General features: G+C 61.6%; 15 protein-coding genes. 4 read left to right on the top strand and 11 right to left on the bottom strand.

All coding sequences use genetic code 11. From position 1 onward, the window contains the following. The 4 genes from E4631_RS27085 to E4631_RS21000 all read right to left on the bottom strand — a co-directional run. Positions 1-151, bottom strand: a 151-nt coding sequence (locus E4631_RS27085; protein ID WP_135318615.1) for a transposase family protein, incomplete at its 3' end; no start/stop codon positions are given. 91 nt (positions 152-242) lie between these two features. Next, entirely contained in the window at positions 243-626 is a 384-nt protein-coding gene (locus E4631_RS21010; protein WP_133655730.1) for a RidA family protein, read from the bottom strand. A 122-nt stretch (positions 627-748) separates the two neighbouring features. After that, positions 749-2584: a glutamine--fructose-6-phosphate transaminase (isomerizing) gene (gene glmS / locus E4631_RS21005; RefSeq protein ID WP_133655731.1), complete on the bottom strand. Its 1836-nt coding sequence runs from the start codon at positions 2582-2584 to the stop codon at positions 749-751. A gap of 269 nt (positions 2585-2853) precedes the next feature. Further along, complete coding sequence (locus E4631_RS21000) at positions 2854-3666, bottom strand: glycogen/starch synthase (RefSeq protein WP_133655732.1); 813 nt, start codon at positions 3664-3666, stop codon at positions 2854-2856. A gap of 116 nt (positions 3667-3782) precedes the next feature. Between E4631_RS21000 and panC the strand changes: the two genes are divergently transcribed. Then, the gene (gene panC / locus E4631_RS20995; RefSeq protein ID WP_133655733.1) at positions 3783-4625 is read left to right on the top strand and encodes a pantoate--beta-alanine ligase; all 843 of its coding nucleotides are present in this window, start codon (positions 3783-3785) and stop codon (positions 4623-4625) included. A gap of 101 nt (positions 4626-4726) precedes the next feature. Here the strand turns inward: panC and E4631_RS20990 are convergent, their stop codons facing one another. Further along, positions 4727-5740: a sugar phosphate nucleotidyltransferase gene (locus E4631_RS20990; protein WP_133655734.1), complete on the bottom strand. Its 1014-nt coding sequence runs from the start codon at positions 5738-5740 to the stop codon at positions 4727-4729. Positions 5741-5922: 182 nt separating this feature from the next. Between E4631_RS20990 and E4631_RS20985 the strand changes: the two genes are divergently transcribed. The 3 genes from E4631_RS20985 (at position 5923) to E4631_RS20975 (ending at position 7974) form a co-directional block, all read left to right on the top strand. Continuing rightward, complete coding sequence (locus tag E4631_RS20985) at positions 5923-6540, top strand: LemA family protein (RefSeq protein WP_133655735.1); 618 nt, start codon at positions 5923-5925, stop codon at positions 6538-6540. A 130-nt stretch (positions 6541-6670) separates the two neighbouring features. Continuing rightward, positions 6671-7135: a TPM domain-containing protein gene (locus E4631_RS20980; RefSeq protein ID WP_133655736.1), complete on the top strand. Its 465-nt coding sequence runs from the start codon at positions 6671-6673 to the stop codon at positions 7133-7135. Then, positions 7132-7974 carry a YgcG family protein gene (locus E4631_RS20975; RefSeq protein WP_133655737.1) on the top strand — a complete coding sequence of 281 codons (843 nt, stop codon included), beginning with the start codon at positions 7132-7134 and terminating at the stop codon, positions 7972-7974. Before E4631_RS20980 ends, E4631_RS20975 begins: the two co-directional genes overlap by 4 nt. A gap of 51 nt (positions 7975-8025) precedes the next feature. Here the strand turns inward: E4631_RS20975 and E4631_RS20970 are convergent, their stop codons facing one another. From E4631_RS20970 to E4631_RS20945, 6 genes are all read right to left on the bottom strand, one after another. Further along, positions 8026-8658, bottom strand: a complete 633-nt coding sequence (locus tag E4631_RS20970) for a hypothetical protein (protein WP_133655738.1) — start codon at positions 8656-8658, stop codon at positions 8026-8028. Between the two features lie 113 nt (positions 8659-8771). Next, positions 8772-10646, bottom strand: coding sequence for a single-stranded-DNA-specific exonuclease RecJ (gene recJ / locus E4631_RS20965; RefSeq protein ID WP_133655739.1), 1875 nt, complete (start codon positions 10644-10646; stop codon positions 8772-8774). A 200-nt stretch (positions 10647-10846) separates the two neighbouring features. Then, the gene (locus E4631_RS20960) at positions 10847-11503 is read right to left on the bottom strand and encodes a carboxypeptidase-like regulatory domain-containing protein (RefSeq protein WP_166647933.1); all 657 of its coding nucleotides are present in this window, start codon (positions 11501-11503) and stop codon (positions 10847-10849) included. Positions 11504-11743: 240 nt separating this feature from the next. Next, entirely contained in the window at positions 11744-13600 is a 1857-nt protein-coding gene (locus E4631_RS20955) for a tetratricopeptide repeat protein (protein WP_240735127.1), read from the bottom strand. A 97-nt stretch (positions 13601-13697) separates the two neighbouring features. After that, positions 13698-13967 (bottom strand): hypothetical protein, encoded by a 270-nt coding sequence (locus tag E4631_RS20950; RefSeq protein ID WP_133655741.1) that lies wholly within the window; start codon positions 13965-13967, stop codon positions 13698-13700. A gap of 259 nt (positions 13968-14226) precedes the next feature. Beyond that, complete coding sequence (locus E4631_RS20945) at positions 14227-17982, bottom strand: PKD domain-containing protein (protein ID WP_166647934.1); 3756 nt, start codon at positions 17980-17982, stop codon at positions 14227-14229. Between the last annotated feature and the right edge of the window lie 278 nt (positions 17983-18260).

Raw genomic sequence — 18260 nt, 5'->3', positions numbered from 1 at the left:
AGGCGTAATCATAAATCTGCTCAAAATCTTCGCAATCAGCCAGTAAGCCGCACAGCACCAGCCAAATAATATCGCTTAGCTCGTGTAGACAGCGCCCCTCCACCCGATAGTCCGTTACCTGCCAAAAGAAATCCGCTACTTCTTCTTCCATCCCCAAAGGTCGCTAACTTACCTTTTGGTGCTTTTGCCCTGTTTTAAGTAGCGCGCCTACTACCAACCGGCAAGCTAAATCTTACCTTACACTACCCTACTGCAATGCAGGAAATTTCTACCTCTACATCGCGCGGCAGGCGGGCTACCTCCACCGTTTCGCGGGCGGGCGCGGTAGCCTCGTCGAAGTACGTACCGTATATCTGATTGATAGTGGCGAAGTTACCCAGGTCTTTTACGAAGATGGAGCACTTCACCACATCGGTTAGCTGCAAGCCAGCGGCGGCTAGCACAGCCGTCAGGTTTTTCAGCACCTGGTGGGTTTGGGCAGCTACGTCGCCCTCGCCTACCAGCTGGCCAGCGGCGCTCAACGGTATCTGGCCCGATACATACACGGTGTTGCCCGCCTTCACGGCTTGCGAATAAGGGCCAATGGGCGCGGGCGCCTGGTCGGTAAGAATAATCTGGTGGGGCATGCGATGAGTAGAGAGTTGGTGAGCTAGTAAGCTACAAATAACGGAAGAAGCCGCTCCCATTGCTGAAAGCGGCCGCTCAATGGGCAAGCCCGAAACTCACCTTTCACAAGTCACCAGTTCACCTACTCCACCGTCACCGACTTGGCGAGGTTGCGGGGCTGGTCCACGTTGCAGCCGCGCAGCACGGCAATGTGGTAGCTCAGCAACTGCAGCGGAATTACCGACACCAGCGGCATTAGTACCTCCGAAGTCGCGGGCACTTCAATTACGAACTCGGCCATGGCCGGAATGGTAGTGTCGCCCTCCGTTACTACCGCAATGATGCGGCCCTTGCGAGCTTTTACTTCCTGAATATTGCTTACCACTTTTTCGTACGAGCTATCCTTGGTCGCAATTACGACTACCGGCATATTCTCGTCGATAAGGGCAATGGGACCGTGCTTCATCTCGGCGGCAGGGTAGCCCTCGGCGTGGATATAGCTGATTTCCTTGAGCTTGAGCGCGCCTTCCAGCGCCACCGGGAAGTTGTAGCCCCGGCCCAGGTACAGGAAATTAGGAACGTCCTTAAACGTTTCGGCAATCTCCTGAATCTCGGTGTCGAGCTTCAGAGCCTTTTCCACCTTGGTCGGGATGTTGTGCAGCTCGGTGGTCAATTCGCGCAGGCGGGTGTCCGAGAGTGTTCCTTTGCGCTGGCCGATGCACATGGCCAGCAGCGTGAGCACCGTTACCTGAGCGGTGAAGGCTTTGGTCGAAGCTACGCCAATTTCGGGTCCGGCGTGGGTGTAAGCGCCGGCGTCGGTGGCGCGGGCAATGCTGCTACCCACCACGTTGCAGATACCAAAAATGGTCGCGCCTTTGCTTTTAGCCAGCTCCAGGGCGGCCAGGGTATCGGCCGTTTCGCCGCTTTGCGAGATGGCGATGACGATGTCGCGCTCCGAGATAACCGGGTTGCGGTAGCGGAATTCCGAGGCGTATTCTACTTCTACCGGAATGCGCGCCAGGTCCTCAATCAGGTATTCGGCCACCAGGCCGGCGTGCCAGCTCGTGCCGCACGCCACAATGATGATGCGCTGCGCGTTGACAAACTTCTGCTCGTAGGCCCGGAAGCCGGCCATATTCAGGTGGCTACCCCCTAGTTCGAGGCGGCCGCGCATCGAATCGAGAATAGAGCGCGGCTGCTCAAAAATCTCTTTGAGCATAAAATGCTCGTAACCACCCTTTTCAATACTATCCAACTCCAATTCCAGGCGCTGAATGTAGGGCGTTTGTACCACGTCTTCGCGCGAGCGAATGGCCATCTGCCCGTCCTTGATAACGACTAATTCGTAGTCGTTTACATAGACTACCTCGTTGGTGTACTCAATGATGGGGGTAGCGTCGGAGGCCACGAAGAACTCGCCTTCTCCAATGCCAATAACCAGCGGCGAGCCCTTGCGGGCCGCGATGAGCTGGTCGGGGGCATCCTTGCTGAGAACCACAATGGCGTAAGCACCAATTACTTCGTGCAGGGCCAGGCGCACGGCCTCTTCGAGCGTGCAGTGGTTTTGCGTTTGGATTTCCTCAATCAGGTTAACGAATACTTCGGTATCCGTGTCGGAGTGGAATACGTGGCCTTGCTGCTCCAAGTGGGTTTTCAGGGCCGCGTAGTTCTCAATAATGCCGTTGTGAATGATGGCAATCCGCTCCGACGAGGAGTAGTGCGGGTGGGCATTCACGTCGTTGGGCTCGCCGTGGGTGGCCCAGCGGGTGTGGCCCATGCCTACCGTGGCGTGGGTATCCTTGGTAGCCAGGAAGTTTTCAAGCTCCGCAACTTTACCCTTCTTTTTATACACACTGAGGGTGCCGTTGAGCAGAGCTACGCCGGCCGAGTCATAGCCCCGATATTCGAGACGGTGTAACCCTTTGAGGATAATGGGGCAGGCCTCACGATGGCCCAGATACGCTACGATGCCGCACATGGCAATTAGGATAATTAATGAAATGAAAAGAGATAGGGTCAGCTAGCTTAATAGCAGGCTCGGCAAGCAATTTTCCAGCCAGTGAGGCGGCTGAGTTATAGAAAAACCGGCCATCAGCCCGCTTAACGCGTGGCCAACGGCCGGCTAATGGAAGGCGAAGTTACGTCTTTATTACTACAATCAGGAATTGAGTCCACGCCTGCCCGGCACGCAAATGGCCAGCCCGTTGGGGCTGGCCATTACAGCGGTAAGCAAGGGTACGGAGTGGCTTAGCTGGCCAGCTCGTCGTACAGCGCCTGATAGGACGACAGCAGGTTTTCGTCGGTCGCTACCTGGCTCAGGCGCTTATGCGACGCGTACTCCTTAAACAAGCCGTTGAGGTTATCCGAAAAGTCTTCGTCTGAGCGCACTACCGTGTCGGCGTACTCCATGCCTAGCTTCACGAAGCCCGAGAAGTCGGCCGACTTGAGCGAGGTCAGCATGCTGTCGTCGATGTCGAGCATCTTGGCCTTCTCGACCAGGTTACCCTCAAATTTGTCCAGAAACTCGTTGTTGTAGACCGTGAATACCGACTTGGCATCCTTAAAAACCGGGTCTTTCTTGTAGGTCGTTTTCAGGTAAAGCGGAATGAGCGAGGTCATCCAATCGTTGCAATGCACGATATCAGGCGACCAGCCCAGTTTCTTCACCGTTTCGAGTACGCCCTTGCAAAAGAAGATGGCGCGCTCGTCATTGTCGAGGTAAAACTTATCGTTTTTGTCGACCAGGGCCGACTTGCGGTGGAAGTAATCCTCGTTGTCGATGAAATAAACCTGTAGCTTCGCGGTCGGAATGGAGGCTACCTTAATGACCAGCGGCTTCTCGTCGTCGCCCACGGAAATATTGATACCTGAGAGCCGGACTACCTCGTGCAAACGATTTTTGCGCTCATTGATAATGCCAAAACGAGGTACGAAAATCCGAATCTCGGCTCCCGACTCCTGCATTCCAGCCGGCAGGCGGCGCAGCAGCTCCGCTACTTTCGTAGTCTGGAGGAAAGGGTCTATTTCGGTGGCCGCGTATAGGATGCGCAACTTCGACATATCAGATGAATTAAAGGATTTGGTGGCGGGCCATAGATTGGCTCCACAAAATTACGCATTTTTTCTCGAATTTTCAATAAAATTCGCTCAACCCCCTTGTTATCTCGCTTAGCTTCATGCACGTTTTTACCACCGCTGCCGAGTTGCGCGCCTATGCCGAAGCCCGGCGCAGCGCCGGCCGCCGCCTAGGCTTGGTGCCCACAATGGGTGCCCTGCACAATGGCCACCTGCAACTGGTGCAGGCCGCAGCTGCCCAGTGCGACGAGGTTATCACCAGCGTATTCGTTAACCCTACCCAGTTTAATAATCCCGACGACCTGCGCCTCTACCCGCGCGTGCCCGAGCAGGATGCCGCCATGCTGGCACCGGCCGGCTGCACGGCGCTCTTCCTACCCTCCGTGGCCGAGGTGTATCCGCAGCCCTCGGTGCTGCGCTTCGACTTTGGGCCGCTGGAGCAGGTGATGGAGGGCGCCCACCGGCCCGGCCATTTTAATGGGGTAGCGACGGTGGTGAGCAAGCTGTTTCACCTGGCCCGGCCGCACGTGGCATATTTCGGGCAGAAGGATTTTCAGCAGGTGGCCGTGGTGCGGCAGTTGGTGGCCGACCTGTCGTTTGACCTGGAGCTGGTGGTGTACCCCACGGTGCGCGAGGCCGATGGCCTGGCCATGTCGTCGCGCAATGGCCGCCTATCCCCTGCGGCGCGGGCGGTGGCGCCCCTCATCTACCAAGTGCTTACCGAGGCCGCCGCGCAGGTGCGGCAGGGCGTGCCCCCGGCCCAGATGCAGGCGCTGGCCCTGGCTGCCCTGGCCGAGGAGCCTCAGATTACCCCCGAATACTTCGAATTGATTGATGCTCACACCTTGCAGCCGGTGCAGCAATACTCGTCCGGCCAGCCGCTGGCGCTGTGCGTGGCCGCCCATCTAGGCGGCGTGCGGCTGATTGATAACGTGCTGGTGTAGCGTAAATGAGTAGTTGAGTAAGTGAGTAAGGTGGGGCAAGGCTCTCTTCTGTTCGAAAGCCCTACCCCACCTTACTCACTTACTCAACTACTCATTTACCCCTACCCCCTGGCCAGGCCGTAGTCGATTTCGGTATTGTCGCCGAGGTTCAGGCTGTGGTTGAGGCCTTTGAAGGAGGCATCGGAACCCACGATGCAGTCGCTCATCACGGCCGAGCTGAGCTCGGAGTAGGAGCCGATAATGCTGTCGCTCACGATGGTGTGGCGGATGATGGTGCGGTCGCCAATGGCCACGTTGGGGCCGATGATGGCGTGCTCGATGCGGCAGCCGTTGCCGATGCTAACCGGCGGAATGATGACCGTGTTGGGAAACTCGGGGTAGGCGCGCTCCTCCCGAAACTCGGGGCGGTCGAGCAGGCGGGCGTTGGCTTCGAGCAGCGTTTCCTTGCGGCCGCAGTCAAACCAATTGTCTACGGTGGTGGTGAGCATGGGCTCGCCCTCGTCGATGAGGTGCATGAGCGCGTCGGTGAGCTGGTATTCCTCGTGGGTGCGGCGGCCGGTGCTGATGAGCCACTCCAGCGACTCGGCCAGCTTTTCGGCATTCGCGATTTTGTAGAGGCCCACCAGGGCGTAGTTCGACTTCGGAATGCGGGGCTTCTCGACCACGCGGCTTACCTGGCCATTGTCGTTGGTTTCGACGAGGCCAAACAGGCTGGGGGTTTTCACTTCCTTCACGGCCAGCACCGAGCCGGGGTGGCGCAGCATGGCGGGCAAGTCCACATCCACGATGGTATCGCCAAGCATGATGAGCACGCCCTCGGGGTCGTGGCGAAACGTGTCGCGGGCTACCCACAGGGCGTGGCCCAGGCCCTCGCGCGGCTCCTGCACCACAAAGGTGGCGTCGAGGTCGGGGTAGTGGCGGCGCACGTAGTGCTCTATCTTCTCGCCCAGGTAGCCGATGATGAAAACAAACTCGGTGAGGCCAGCCCCGAGCAGCCGGTCGATGATGTGGCCCAGAATGGTATTGCCAGCCACCGGCACCAGGCTTTTGGGCTGGGTATGGGTGTGCGGGCGCAGGCGCGAACCGATGCCGGCAACAGGAATAATAGCTTTCATGGTCGAAGGAGACAAAGGCGAAAAAGCAGAACCGTACAACCGTTGCCGGGCAGCTGCGTACTTTGCGCCGGTCGGGCACCACAACCGCCACCGCCCGGTGGTGGTTGCGGCCGCAACGTTCTTTTCTTTCTCACCGCTAGGCCTCAAAGCTAGAGCCCAGCACTTAGAAAACCCTCATTCTTATGAAACGCCTTCTTCTCTATTTCGTCGCAATGGTGACGTTGCTCTCGCAATCGTCGTGCGGCTACAACGGCATGGTGCAACGCGACCAGGCTGTTAAAAGCCAGTGGGCCAACGTACAAAGCGCCTACCAGCGCCGCTCCGACCTGATTCCGAACCTCGTGAATACGGTGAAAGGCGCCGCTAATTTTGAAAAGTCGACCCTCGAAGGGGTTATCGAAGCCCGCGCCAAAGCCACCAGCGTGCAGCTCTCGGCAGACCAGCTGACGCCCGAAAATCTCCAAAAATTTCAGGCCGCGCAGAGCCAGCTCTCGTCTGGCCTGGGCCGCTTGCTGGCCGTGAGCGAGAATTACCCCGAGCTGAAAGCCAACGCCAACTTCCAGGAGTTGCAGGCCCAGATTGAGGGCACCGAGAACCGCATCAACGTGGAGCGCAACAAGTTTAACGGCGACGTAAACGACTACAACACCTTCACGCGCTCGTTTCCGAACAACCTGTTTGCGGGCATGTTCGGCTTCCCGCCCAAGGGCTATTTCGAGGCCGATGCTTCGGCCAAGGACGCGCCCAAAGTAGACTTTGGCGACATGGGCGGCGGCAACACGCCGGCCGGCAGCAAGTAGCTCATTAATTATGAGTTATAAATTATGAATTATGAGTTGGGGCAGTGAGCGCTAGTGGTGAAGGCTACCAGCCTTCACTGCCCCAATTTTTACTTCATAACTCATAATTCATAACTCATAATTCATAAAAATGACTCACCCTCTCACACCCGCTCAGGAAGCCACGCTCGTGGCGGCCATTAAGGCGGCCGAACTACGGACTTCGGGAGAAATCCGGCTGCACCTGGAGGACCAGTGCCCTACCCCGGAGCCGCTCGACCGGGCCGCGCAGGTATTTGCGGAGCTGAAAATGCACCGCACCAAGCTGCGCAATGGTGTGCTGTTTTACCTGGCGTGGCAGACCCGGCAGTTTGCCGTGGTCGGCGATGCGGGCATTAACTCGGCCGTGCCCGATGACTTTTGGGAGGATGTGAAGGAAGCCGTGGTGGGCCACTTTCGGCAGGAGCAGTACGTGGTGGGCCTGGAGCGCGGCATCCGGCTGGTGGGCGAGCAGCTGCGGCAGTTTTTCCCGTATGACGCGGCCACTGACATCAACGAGCTGGACGACGAAATTTCTTACGGCGACGACGCCCCTACCCCCCCTCCCGGCCGATGAACGCCCGCACGCTGACTACCCCCCGAAATAGGGCCCTGCCTGGCGCGGCCTGGGCCTGGCTGCTACTGCTTTTGGTAAGCCTGAGCCTGGCCGCCCACGCCCAAACAGTACCCCCGCGCCCCGACCCGCCGCGCCTCGTCAACGACCTGGCGGGCCTCATGCAACCGCAGGAAGTGGCGGCGCTGGAGCAAAAGCTGGTGGCGTATAACGACAGCACCTCGTCGCAAATCGCGGTGGTGACCGTGCCTACGCTCGATGGCAACGACATTGCCGACTATGCCCAGAAGCTGTACGAAGGCTGGGGCATCGGCCGCAAGGGCAAGGACAATGGCATTCTGGTGCTGGTGGCGGCGCAGGAGCATGTGGCCCGCATCCAGACTGGCTACGGCCTCGAAGGCGCCGTGCCCGACGCGCTGGCCAAGCGCATTATCAGCAATACGCTGGTGCCCGCTTTCAAGCAAAACCAGTACTACGCAGGCCTCGACCGGGCCACCGACCAACTCATTGCGCTGGCCAAAGGCGAGTATAAAGCCGACCCGGCCGCGGCCAGGGGTAAGCGTGATTCGTCGGGCTCGGGCGTTGGCTTCTGGATTATCATCGGCGCACTCGTGCTCATTTTCCTGCTGCGCTCGCGCGGTGGGGGCGGTGGCCGGGGCGGCCGCGGTGGGCGCGGCGGCATCGGCGGCGGCTTCGTACCCCCCATCATCTTCGGTGATTTTTCGGGGGGTAGGGGCGTATTTGGCGGCGGCGGAGGCGGCTTCGGCGGAGGCGGAGGTGGCGGCTTCGGCGGCTTTGGAGGGGGTAGCAGCGGCGGCGGCGGCGCCAGCGGCAGCTGGTAATTTCAGTGAGCAGTGAACAATGAGCGGGGAGCAATTGGGAGGATTTTCCCCTCAATCGCTCCCCGCTCCTTGTTCACTGCTCACTGCTTTATAAACCGGGTGCTCGTAAAAGGGCCGCAGCAGGCGCACGACCTCCAGGGCGTCGGCCAGGGCTTCGTGGGCCACGTGGGGGGTAGGGTCGCCGGCGCGGGCCTGGCAGATGAGCATGGTGGGTAGGCGGCTGTCCTTGTGCCAATTGAGGTAGAATACGGCGGGGTCCAGCGTGGCTGGCTCGGCCTTCACCAGCGTGCCCCAGCCGGGCAGCTGCCGCAAGAACAGCAGGTCGAAAGTGGCCACGTTCTTGCCGGCCATTACGATGCTGAGGCAGTCTCTTTTATCGGGCCTGAAGCCGTTGGCCAACAAAAAATCGCGCAGCTGTGGCAGCACCTCCTCGGGCCGGCAGATGTCGGGCGCGGCCTGCTTGCTTTTATCAGATAATTCGCGCAGCAGGCCCGCGTTGAGGGCCAGCGCGCCGGCCGTGCCGCAGATTTCGGGGTGGCGCAGGGCCCGCCGGAACGCCGGCAGCTCGGCCAGCGGGGTAGTAGCGGTGCGGCGGGTGTCTTCTACCACGGCGGCCAGCTCCAGCACCTGGTGCCGCAGCGGGTCGGGGCCGCTCATTTCGAGGTCAATGGAAACGTAACGCAAAATTGTAGTGACTAATAGCGAAAGACTAGTGACTAATCGAACGAAAACGGCGCGGCAGGGATGCGGCTATTCGCTCAATTAGTCACTAGTCGTTCGTCATTAGTCACTTACTCTTATTCCCAGCGCAAGTCCAGCAACCGCAGCTGCAAGCTGCGCTGGCCCCGGAATTCATTCATTTCGAGCACGTAGCACGCGCTCAGGGTGGCGTCGGGCGCTTCGAGCAGGCGCGGCAAATAATGCCCCAGCCCAAAGCCGATACCCTCGAGCACCAGGCCTGGCGACTGCTCGGGCTGCATCAGCCGGATTTTGAGGTGGCCGGCCTGGCCCACCGGCCGCACCGAGCCCGGCACTGCCCGCAGGCCCCGGCTGGCAAATACCGGCGCCGGGTTGCCCGGCCCGTACGGCTCCAGCAGCGCCAGGTGGCCCAAAAAGTCCTCAGTCAACTGCGTAAAATCAAGCACCGCGTCGATATCCACCGGGCGCACCGGGTGCTGGCCGGCGGGCAGGCGGGCCGCCACCTCGCGCATAAACTGCTCGCGGAAGGCCGGCACGTTTTCGATGGGTAGGGCCAGCCCCGCGGCCGCCTTGTGGCCGCCAAACTGGCGCAGCAGCGGCGCGCAGGCCTCCAATACCGCGTGCACATCAAAGCCCGCCACCGAGCGCGCCGAGCCTGTGGCCATGCCATCGCGCTCGGTCAGAATAACGGTAGGGCGATAGTACTGGTCGAGGCAGCGCGAGGCCACGATGCCCAGCACGCCCTGCGGCCAGTGCGCCTGGTAGAGCACGGTGGCTGGGGAGGTGGCGCCCTCGGGGTCTTCGGCAATGAGGGCCAGCGCCTCCTGGGTGGTGCGCGCGTCGGAGAGGCGGCGTTCCTGGTTCATGTGGTCGACTACCTCGGCGGTGTAGCGGGCCTCCTGCTGGGTCGAGGCCAGCAGCATATTCACGGCGCGGTGGGCATCGCCCATGCGGCCGGCCGCGTTGATGCGCGGCGCAAAGCCAAATACCAGCGAGCTGAGCGTGAGCGGGCCCTGGCGGGGGGTAGCCAGCTCGTGCAAGGCCGCCAGGCCGGGGCGCAGGCCATCGGTGGCCGGGTCGGCGGGCGCGGGGGCCAGGGGCGCGGGGCCATCGAGGGTATCGGCCGAGGCTAGCGCCGAGGGCTGGGTCACGGCAAAGGCCGCCGCCTGCGTCACGTTGAAGCGGCGCAGGCCGTGGGCGGCCAGAATGCGGTTTTCGCCGGTCACGGGCACCACATCGGCCGCGATGCTCACCGTCACGAGGTCGAGCTGCGCGTAGAGGGGGGCCAGGGGCAGGTTAAGCTTCTCGGTAAGGGCTTGCAAGAGCTTGAAGCCGACGCCGCAGCCCGACAAGTCGGGGTAGGGATAAGTACAATCTAGGCGCTTGGGGTCGAGTACGGCCACGGCCGGCGGCAGCACCTCGCCGGGCAGGTGGTGGTCGCATATCACGAAGTCTACCCCCTGAGTATTGGCGTAGGCTACCTGCTCCACGGCCTTCACGCCGCAGTCGAGGGCAATAATCAGGCTGAGGCCGTTTTCCTTGGCAAAGTCCACGGCCTGCATCGAAATGCCGTAGCCCTCGCGGTGGCGGTCGGGGATGTAGGGCTGAAAGCGGCTGGCTTCATCAGCGGTATCCGGGCTTTCGATTAACGAACGCAAGAAGCTGACTACCAGCGCCACCGACGTAATACCGTCCACGTCGTAGTCGCCCAGCACCAGAATGCGCTCGCCGCCGTCGAGGGCCTTGCGCACGCGGGCCACGGCCAGGTCCATGTCGCACATCAGCCAGGGCGAGGCCAGCTTGGCCAGGTCGGGCTCAAAAAAATCGCGGGCAGCGGCGGGCGTCTCGATGCCGCGCTGCACCAGTAGTTGGGCCAGCACCGGGCTGATACCCAGCGCCTGCACCAGGCCGGCCACCGTTGCGGGGTCGGGTTCGGGCGCAAGAATCCAGCGCTTAAGAGGTATAACAGCCATTAATAAGTAGGACAAGGATAGCCTCAAAAGTACACAAAAATTAACGGGCGTACCTTAGCCGGGCCTCACCCCTACCCCCATGCACCGTCTTCGCGAGTTTTACCAGCGCTACCGCCAGTACATTCTGACTGATGGCCTGATGTACGTGGTGTTCCTTCTGGCCCTGGCCGTGATGTTTATCTTCTTTCGGTAATAGCCAGCTACTCGTACCCCCGGTTGTCCTTAAACGCCTTGTTGTACTTCAGCTGCCGCTGGTGGGCTTTTTCTTTGGCATCGGCCACCTTTATGGCCTGCATCTTGCGGCGCTCTTTGCCTTCGCGGGAAAACTTTTTGTAGGCCCAGTCGATGGGCGTGCCGCCAAACGGCGGGGGCGGCGGGGACGTAGAATCGACGGGAAACAACGGCGTGAGCTTGGGGCGCACGGCCACCTTGGGCTGCACCACGGGCGGCCGCCGCAGGTTGCGCAGCGCCCGGTCAATACTGGCGCGGTCGGCGCGGTCGGCCATTACCTTCACCTCGCCGAGGCGCACCGAATCGGGCAATAGGCGCACTTGTAGCGCCTGCGCCGTGGCCCGCAGCAGCACCTGCTGCGGCTTGTAGCCCAGGGCCCGCACCAACAGCGTATCGGTGGGCCGGGCCGTGAGCAGAAAGTGGCCCTGCGCATCGGCAGCCGTGCCCCGCCGGGTGCGCTGCACCCGCACGGTAGCGCCCGGCAGCGGCCGCTGGCTGGCTGCGTCGCTCACGGTGCCGCTTATGCGCAGCAGGGCCGGCGGGCCAGCAGTCTGCGCCTCGGCCCGCTGCCCGGCGGCCAGCAAACCACCTATTATCCAGCAGCTTATCAGAAATAATCTATTCACACTACGCACTGTTTCGCAGCCTTGATGAGCAAGTAAAAAGGCAGCCCGCAACTGGCGGCTACCTTTTTACTGATACCGAAAATGGGGCTATGGTTGCCCGGCCGGGGTCTTGCATACTCGTCATGAAGTGGATTGCGGAGGTAAAGACACAAAATGATGTGTTTTTACCTCCGCCCGACTTTCGCCACTCACTTCGTGATGCGTATAGCGGGGTCTTGCGCAGGGCAGCCCTACCCCCTCCTACTGCACGGCGTCGCCGCGCAGCCGCCGGAAGCGCTTGCGGGCTTCGGCCACGTAGATGCTGCCGGGGTACTTGGTCAGCACATCCTGGTAAAGCGCTTGGGCTTTGGCCTTGTCCTTGAGGTTTTCGTCTTGAATCTCAGCGGTTAAGAACAGGGCGTCGTCGCTCAACACGTCGTATTTGGGGTTGCCGGTAATCAGGCCCAGGGTGCGCACGGCGGCGGCATAGTCGCCGGTGCGGCGCTGCAGCTTGGCCTTTAGAAATAGGGCGTCGTCGGTGAGGGCATGGCCGGGGTACTTGCGCAGCAGCGCGTCGAGGCCCGCCTCGGCCTGCGGCAGCTTGTTCTGAAACGCCAGCTCCTCCACGGCGGCGTAGTCTTTCAGGGCCAGGCCTAGGGTATCCTCCACCGTGTTTTCCTGGATGAGCAGCGAAAGCTGCATGGCATCGTTGGCAATTTCGCGGGTGGTGGCTTCTTTCAGGATGTCCAAGTGGCTCTGGGCCAGCTTAAAATCGCCGGCGAAGTAGCTGAGGCGGGCGTTGCGCAGCTTGGCCTCGTAGCCCAGCGGCGCCTCGGGGTGCGTCTTCTCTACCTGCGAGTAGAGCAGCGTGGCTTCCCAGGGCTCGCCTTTCAGCAGGTACAGGTCGCCGAGGGTGGTTTTAGCCTCGTCTACCACGTCGGCTTCGGCGCGGGGCATGGCTATTACCTGCTGCAACAGGCTCATGGCCTTTGCTTTATTATCGAGCTGAAAGGCGTAGAGGTTGGCCAGGTCGCGCATGACGGGGGCCGCGGCGGGGGTAGGGCCCAGCTCGGCGATGAGCTTTTCGTAGTCGGCGGCCAGGGCCTGCACCTGGGCCGGGTCTACGGGGTAGGTGTCGCGCACCTGGGCCTCGCGGGCTTCGAGCAGCAGCTGGCGGGCCAGCTGGTAGTTGGGGCCGGTGCGGTACTCGCGCACCACGTACTCGCAGGCCGCGATGGCCGTGGCGTAGTCGCGGTTGCGCTGCGCAATGCCGGCCAGCATCAGCACCCGAACGCCCTGAGCATTGGCGCGCCGGTCGATGGCGCGGGCCTGCACCAGCGCGCCCGCAAAGTCGTGGCGCTGCACCTGCAGCCACAGCAGCAACTCGCTGTAAGCTTGCTGGTCGGGCTGGTTTTGCACCTTGGTCAGCAGGATTTTCTCCAGCGCGTCGAAGTCTTTTTCTTCGTGCAGGGCGTTTTGCAGCATGTTGCGCACGAAGGGCAGCTGCTGCTCGTCGCGCTCCACGAGGTGCAGCGTTTCGGCCAGCAGCTTGTCCTGCTCCTGGCTTTGCGTGTAGAGTTGGATAAGCTCCGGGGCGTACTCGGTGTTGTTTTTGGCCAACTCGCGGCCGCGCAGGTAGGTGCGCTCGACCCACACCGACAGCTCGCGCCGGCCAAATTCGGCCGCTACTGGCGCCACCTGCGTGGGCGTGAGCTGGCCGATAACGCGCTGGTATTGCTTATCGGCCGCCGCCAGGTCGCCGGCCGCCGTGTAGAGCGCGCCCAGCACCACGCCGTAGCTGCCTTCTTCGGGGTGCTGCTTGGTGGCTTTTTTCACCAGCTTCTCGGCGTCTTTGTAGCGCTTTAGGGCTTGCAGCGAGGCTACGTAGTCGGGCAGCACGGCGGGGCTGGTTTGCTCCTCGCTCGTCAGCTTTCCGAAGAGAAAGGCGGCCTTTTCGTACTCGCCGCGGCGGGCGTAGTCGCGGGCCAGGGTAGGGCCATCGATGGGCGCCCAACTGCCGGCGCGCGGCGGGCCACCCTGGCCGGGCATATTCTGGGCGTGCAGCGGGGTAGCCAGGACCAGCCAGCCAACGGGCAGCAGCAACAAGAGACGATACATAGATTTCACTGCTAATTCCTCAACTGTTTAGCCTCAACGCCGGGGCAGCGCTGGTTTGTTCATCGACCACGTGGTGGCGCGTCTGGCTGTGGCCCGGCTAGCGCAGCAGCAATAGCGTGGCAACGAGGCAGAGGGAAGAAAGCAGCTCCATTTTCATAGCCGCTAGTGGCCGCTGCCGCACGTAGCTGCTCAGCAAATTGCTACCACCTACAGCCAGCACCAAGGCCACAGGAAATACCATGTGCTGGATATCGGCGGGCCAGGCACTGGACTTTCTGAAGACCACGCTCAGCCCGATGCCCGTGGCAATGAGCAGCAACGCCGGCAAGCCGCGCCGCACAAATGAACTAGAAAAGCTAGGCGACATAAGGAATGCGGCAGGCTATCAGATTAGACGGAAGACTCTTTCTCAGGACCTCGAAGCGGGTACCTGCCTGGTGTGGGCAGGTCCGTAGACAGTCTTTTTCAGGTTGCCTAAGATACGTGGCCCAACCCAAAGCCGGGCCGGGCCAACCCGCTGGCACCCGGCCCCTACCCCCTTGCTAGCGCTTGATGCCGCGCCCAACGTCCCCAAAAAAAGAAGGCCGGCTTGGTAGCCGGCCTTCTTTTCAAAACGCTTCGGGTGGTTATTCTACCACCACGCGCCGGGTGTAGCGCTGGCCATCGGCCGTTTCGCAGAGCACGGTGTAGAGGCCGGCCGCCAGCGGGGCGCTGAGGGTACGGTTGGTCGCGGCCCCCGAGCTCAGGGCTACCGTGGCCTGCCAGGTAGTGCGGCCCAGGGCGTCGATGAGGCGCACCGAGGCAGAACCCGCCACGCTGGGTAGCGACAAGGTGAGGCCGTGGCCGCCCGCTACGGGGCTGGGGTAGGCTTGCAGCAGCGGCGAATCGACCTGGGCGCGGGTGGCCAGCAGGATGTTATTATCTATCCGCACATTGCTCAAGTACAGATTATTACCACGCCGGTTGTAGGCCACGAAGCGCAGGTATACCTGCTGGCCTACATAGGCGCTCAGGTCCACGTTCTCCTGGCGCCACTGAGTGGGCGAAGATGGCGTGTAGCTGGTGCCGCTACGGGGCAGCGTGGTGGGCAGGCCAGCAGCGGCCGACTTCAGGTACACGCGTCCTAGCTGGGTATTGGTGCAGGCCGTGTACGCAAACACCGCCAACGAGTCGTTGGCCGAGCCCAGCAGGTCAACGGGCGCATAGGCCACGTCGAACCGCAGCGTGGCCTGGGGCTGGCCGGCGGCCAGGTTAAAGGCCGGTGACTGCAGTGAGTCGCGCTGCCCGGCGGCGGCGTAAGAGTAAAAGGGCATTGCCACAGCCGTGCCGCGGGTACCATCCTTGAGGAGCGTGTTGGCAGCCGTCGTCCAGGTCAGGCCTCCATCGGGGTTGAGCACGCCCCAGGTGGTCGGAATGCCCGTGGCAAACGTTTCGGCGTAGGGAATGGCCAGGGCCGCGCCCTGCACCAGCACGGTAAAGGTCTTAGCAGTGCTGGCGCCGTTGCTGTTGCTGGCTACCAGGCTCACCGTATAGGTGCCCGCCGTGGCGAAGGTCACGGTTGGGCTGGCATCGGTGCTGGTGGCTGGCGTGCCGCCAGGAAACGTCCAGGCATACGTGCTGGGGCAGTTGGTCGAGCGGTTGGTGAAGGTGATGCGGCCACCGGGGCAAATGGGCGCCTGACGGGCCGTAAAGTTGGCCGTGGGCTTCACGCTGGAGATGGTAACCACGCCGGTGAGCGTGCGGGTCGAGCTGCCGCTGGCGTTGGTCACGGTCAGGGTAGCGTCGTAGGTGCCGGCCGTATTGTAGGTAACTACTGGGTTAGGCAAGGTGCTGGTGGCCGGCGTGCCGCCGGGGAAGGTCCAGGCGTAGCTGGTGGGCGCAAACAGCGAAGCATCGGTGAACTGCACCGTGCTGCCGGGACACAGGGCCACCGCAGTAGCCGAGGCGTTAAACTGCGCTACTGGAGCTTGGGTCACGTTGGCACCGGTTACTACTACATCGTCAAACGCGCGACCGCCGCTGTAGGCGGGAATGGTCGTATCAACTTCGCCGGTGTTGAGGCTCTGGAACCGGATGCGCACGTTGGCGCCCAGGGTCAGCGAGTTGGCGGTGGCAAAATCGTTCAGGTTAACGGTTACCGTCTTGTAGCTGGTGGTTGCGTTGGTGCCCGTAATGTCGGCCAGTCGAAACCAGTTGGTGCCGTCTACGCTCAGCGCTACTCCATCGGTGCTGGAGCTGGTGGTAAACGTGGCGGGCATGGCCTGGTCGGTTTCCCCCGCAAACTTCTTGTGCTTGAAAGTAAGCACCCAGCCGCCGGGGGTAGCCGCGCTCAGGTCAAGTCGAAGCGTGGCGAAATTTGGGCGGTTCGTGACGCCCGCCGCCGCCAGAATGCCATCGAGCACCAGGTGGCCGGGGGTAGAGGCGGGGCCGTAGTCGGAGCGCACCAGGATGCGGCCGTAAGAGTTGCCTTGCAACTCCCAGGCCCGCGACAGGTTCTGGCTGTCAAAGGTTTCGACGAAGGGTGCGGGGGCCGAGGTTTGGGGACCAAATATGGCGTCGTAGGCATTAATCAAACCCGCGCCGGTGAGGGCGTCAAAGCCAAGCGTATTAATGTCGAGCGTGGTAGCAATGAGCCGGGCATTCACCTGGGCCGGGGTGAAATTAGGGTTGGCCTGCAAGAGCAGGGCCGCCACGGCCGCCGCGTTGGGCGCGGCTGCTGAGGTGCCGAAGAACAGGAAGCCATCCTTGGGGTCCTGGCCGGCAAATTTCTGGCCGAAGAACGTCGTGCTGCTGCCATCAATCGACGTGAAGTCGGGCTTGGCGCGCACTACCGGCGCGGCCAGCGGACTACCATCAGCGTTGAACAGGTAGGTAGGGTTGCCCTTAGAAGTGAAGGATTCAGCAGCCCGGCGCAGGTAAGACGGCGCGGCGGCCACCGAGTTGATGCCTTGGGCGGCGTGGTGGCCCGTAACGGTGCTGCTGTGCGTGAAGTACTCGAGGTGAATACCGGCCGCCGTGGCTACATCTGTAATAGCGGTGCGGTAGGAGATGTACTTGACCCGCGCCGGATCGGCTGTGCCCTTATAGCGGCTGATTACCAAGTCAAATTCGGTGTCGGTGTCGTTGTTGTTAGTGTAGTCTATGCCTTCGACCGGCTCCTGGTTAGCGATGTTGTCGTCATTACTGATAGCGATGGTGTCACCCCTCAGGGGGCCGCCGGGGCGGGTCTTAATCAGGTACATGTCCAGGTCCGATTTTACGCCATTCGTGGTATAAAACGGGTCGCTCCACTGCATGACCAAGAACAGCTCGGCGCCCTTCGGGATGCTGAAGTGCTGGCGCGTATCGGCCGTGCCGGTGGGGTTGAAGTTCAGGTCTGCGTTGCCGCTACCCCCCGCTACGGGCACGAAGGGGTTACCCACGTACTCGCACGAGGCATCGGCCTGGTTGCCGGCCGAACCAAAAAACGTTACCCCCAATCGTGAGCTAACGTCATTGATAGCCTGCGCCACTACTCCATCCTGAAACATGGGCTCGCCCAGGTAGCTGATGTCATCTACCAGCACTTTGCAGTTACCAAGCGTGGGGTCGGCCAGGCGCAGTACCTGGTCGCCAAAGTCGGCCTCGCCTCTAAATATCGCGCTAAACGCCTTGCCGGCTCCTGGGGCAATGTCGTGAATCAGCTCAATCATGGCCCGGCCTTCGTCGGTGCCCTGGCCGGCGGGCAGGTCTTGCAGCACCTGCACGGTGGCGGGCAGGTCGCCGGAGGCCACGCCGGCGGCGGCGCCACCCAGCGAGTTGTACGAGTCGCTCATCACGCCAATGCGCAGGCCGGTGCCGTCGTAGCCGGTGGGCTTGGCGGCCCGCACGCGGTTGGCTTGCAGGCCGTAGTCGGCCTGGTTCTGGTAGCGGCCGGTGCTGGTGATGGGGCGCCACACGGGCCGTACGCCCATCAGGCCCTGGGCCGTCAGGCTTTCGATGCCGGCCGCGCCGGTTGCCAGCGCACTCACGGGCAGCTCGCCCTCAATAAAGTGCAGCTGCGGGCGGGCCGATACGGTTACGAAGCCGCGGGCTTCGAGCTGTGGCCGCAGGGCAGCTACATCGCGGGCCGTGATGCGCACCAGCACCGACGCCGCACCTTGCTGGCTCAGCAGCAGCCGGGGGAAGGCTTCTTGCAGGGCCACCGGCCCCGTGTTGCGGCTGGCGGCTCCTACCCCCTTGCTATAGCCGTAAAGCTGCTGAAGCTCGCGACTGAGGTGCGAAACACGGTTGGTGGGCAGGGCAGCCACCACTTCCATTGCCTGGCTCGCCGCCGCGGAGGGAGCAGAGGTAGTGGTGCGGTGTAAATCGGGATGCAGCAGCGGCCCTTCTTGCGCTAGCAAGGGTACCGGAGCCAGACAAATCCCTAATAGAGTCAACAAGTGCTTCATACAATAGTGGCTTGGACGTGAAATTGCTTTGGCAATATATACCCTAAACAGGCACGGCATAGGGTTAACAGCCAGCTATCAGGCAATTTTTTCTTTCCCAAATACTGCGTAGTGCATAACGAAAACGGCCTGTTTCACAAGCAATTGCTTGTGAAACAGGCCGTTTTCGTTATGCACTACGCAGCTAAGAAATACTACGCCAGAAAAATCAATGATTTATATCCTCCCAA

The organism is Hymenobacter sp. UV11 (genome assembly GCF_004684095.1).
Lineage (GTDB): Bacteria > Bacteroidota > Bacteroidia > Cytophagales > Hymenobacteraceae > Hymenobacter.
Note: the sequence above shows the minus strand (reverse complement) of the source record. Positions and strands in the feature narration are given on the sequence as shown.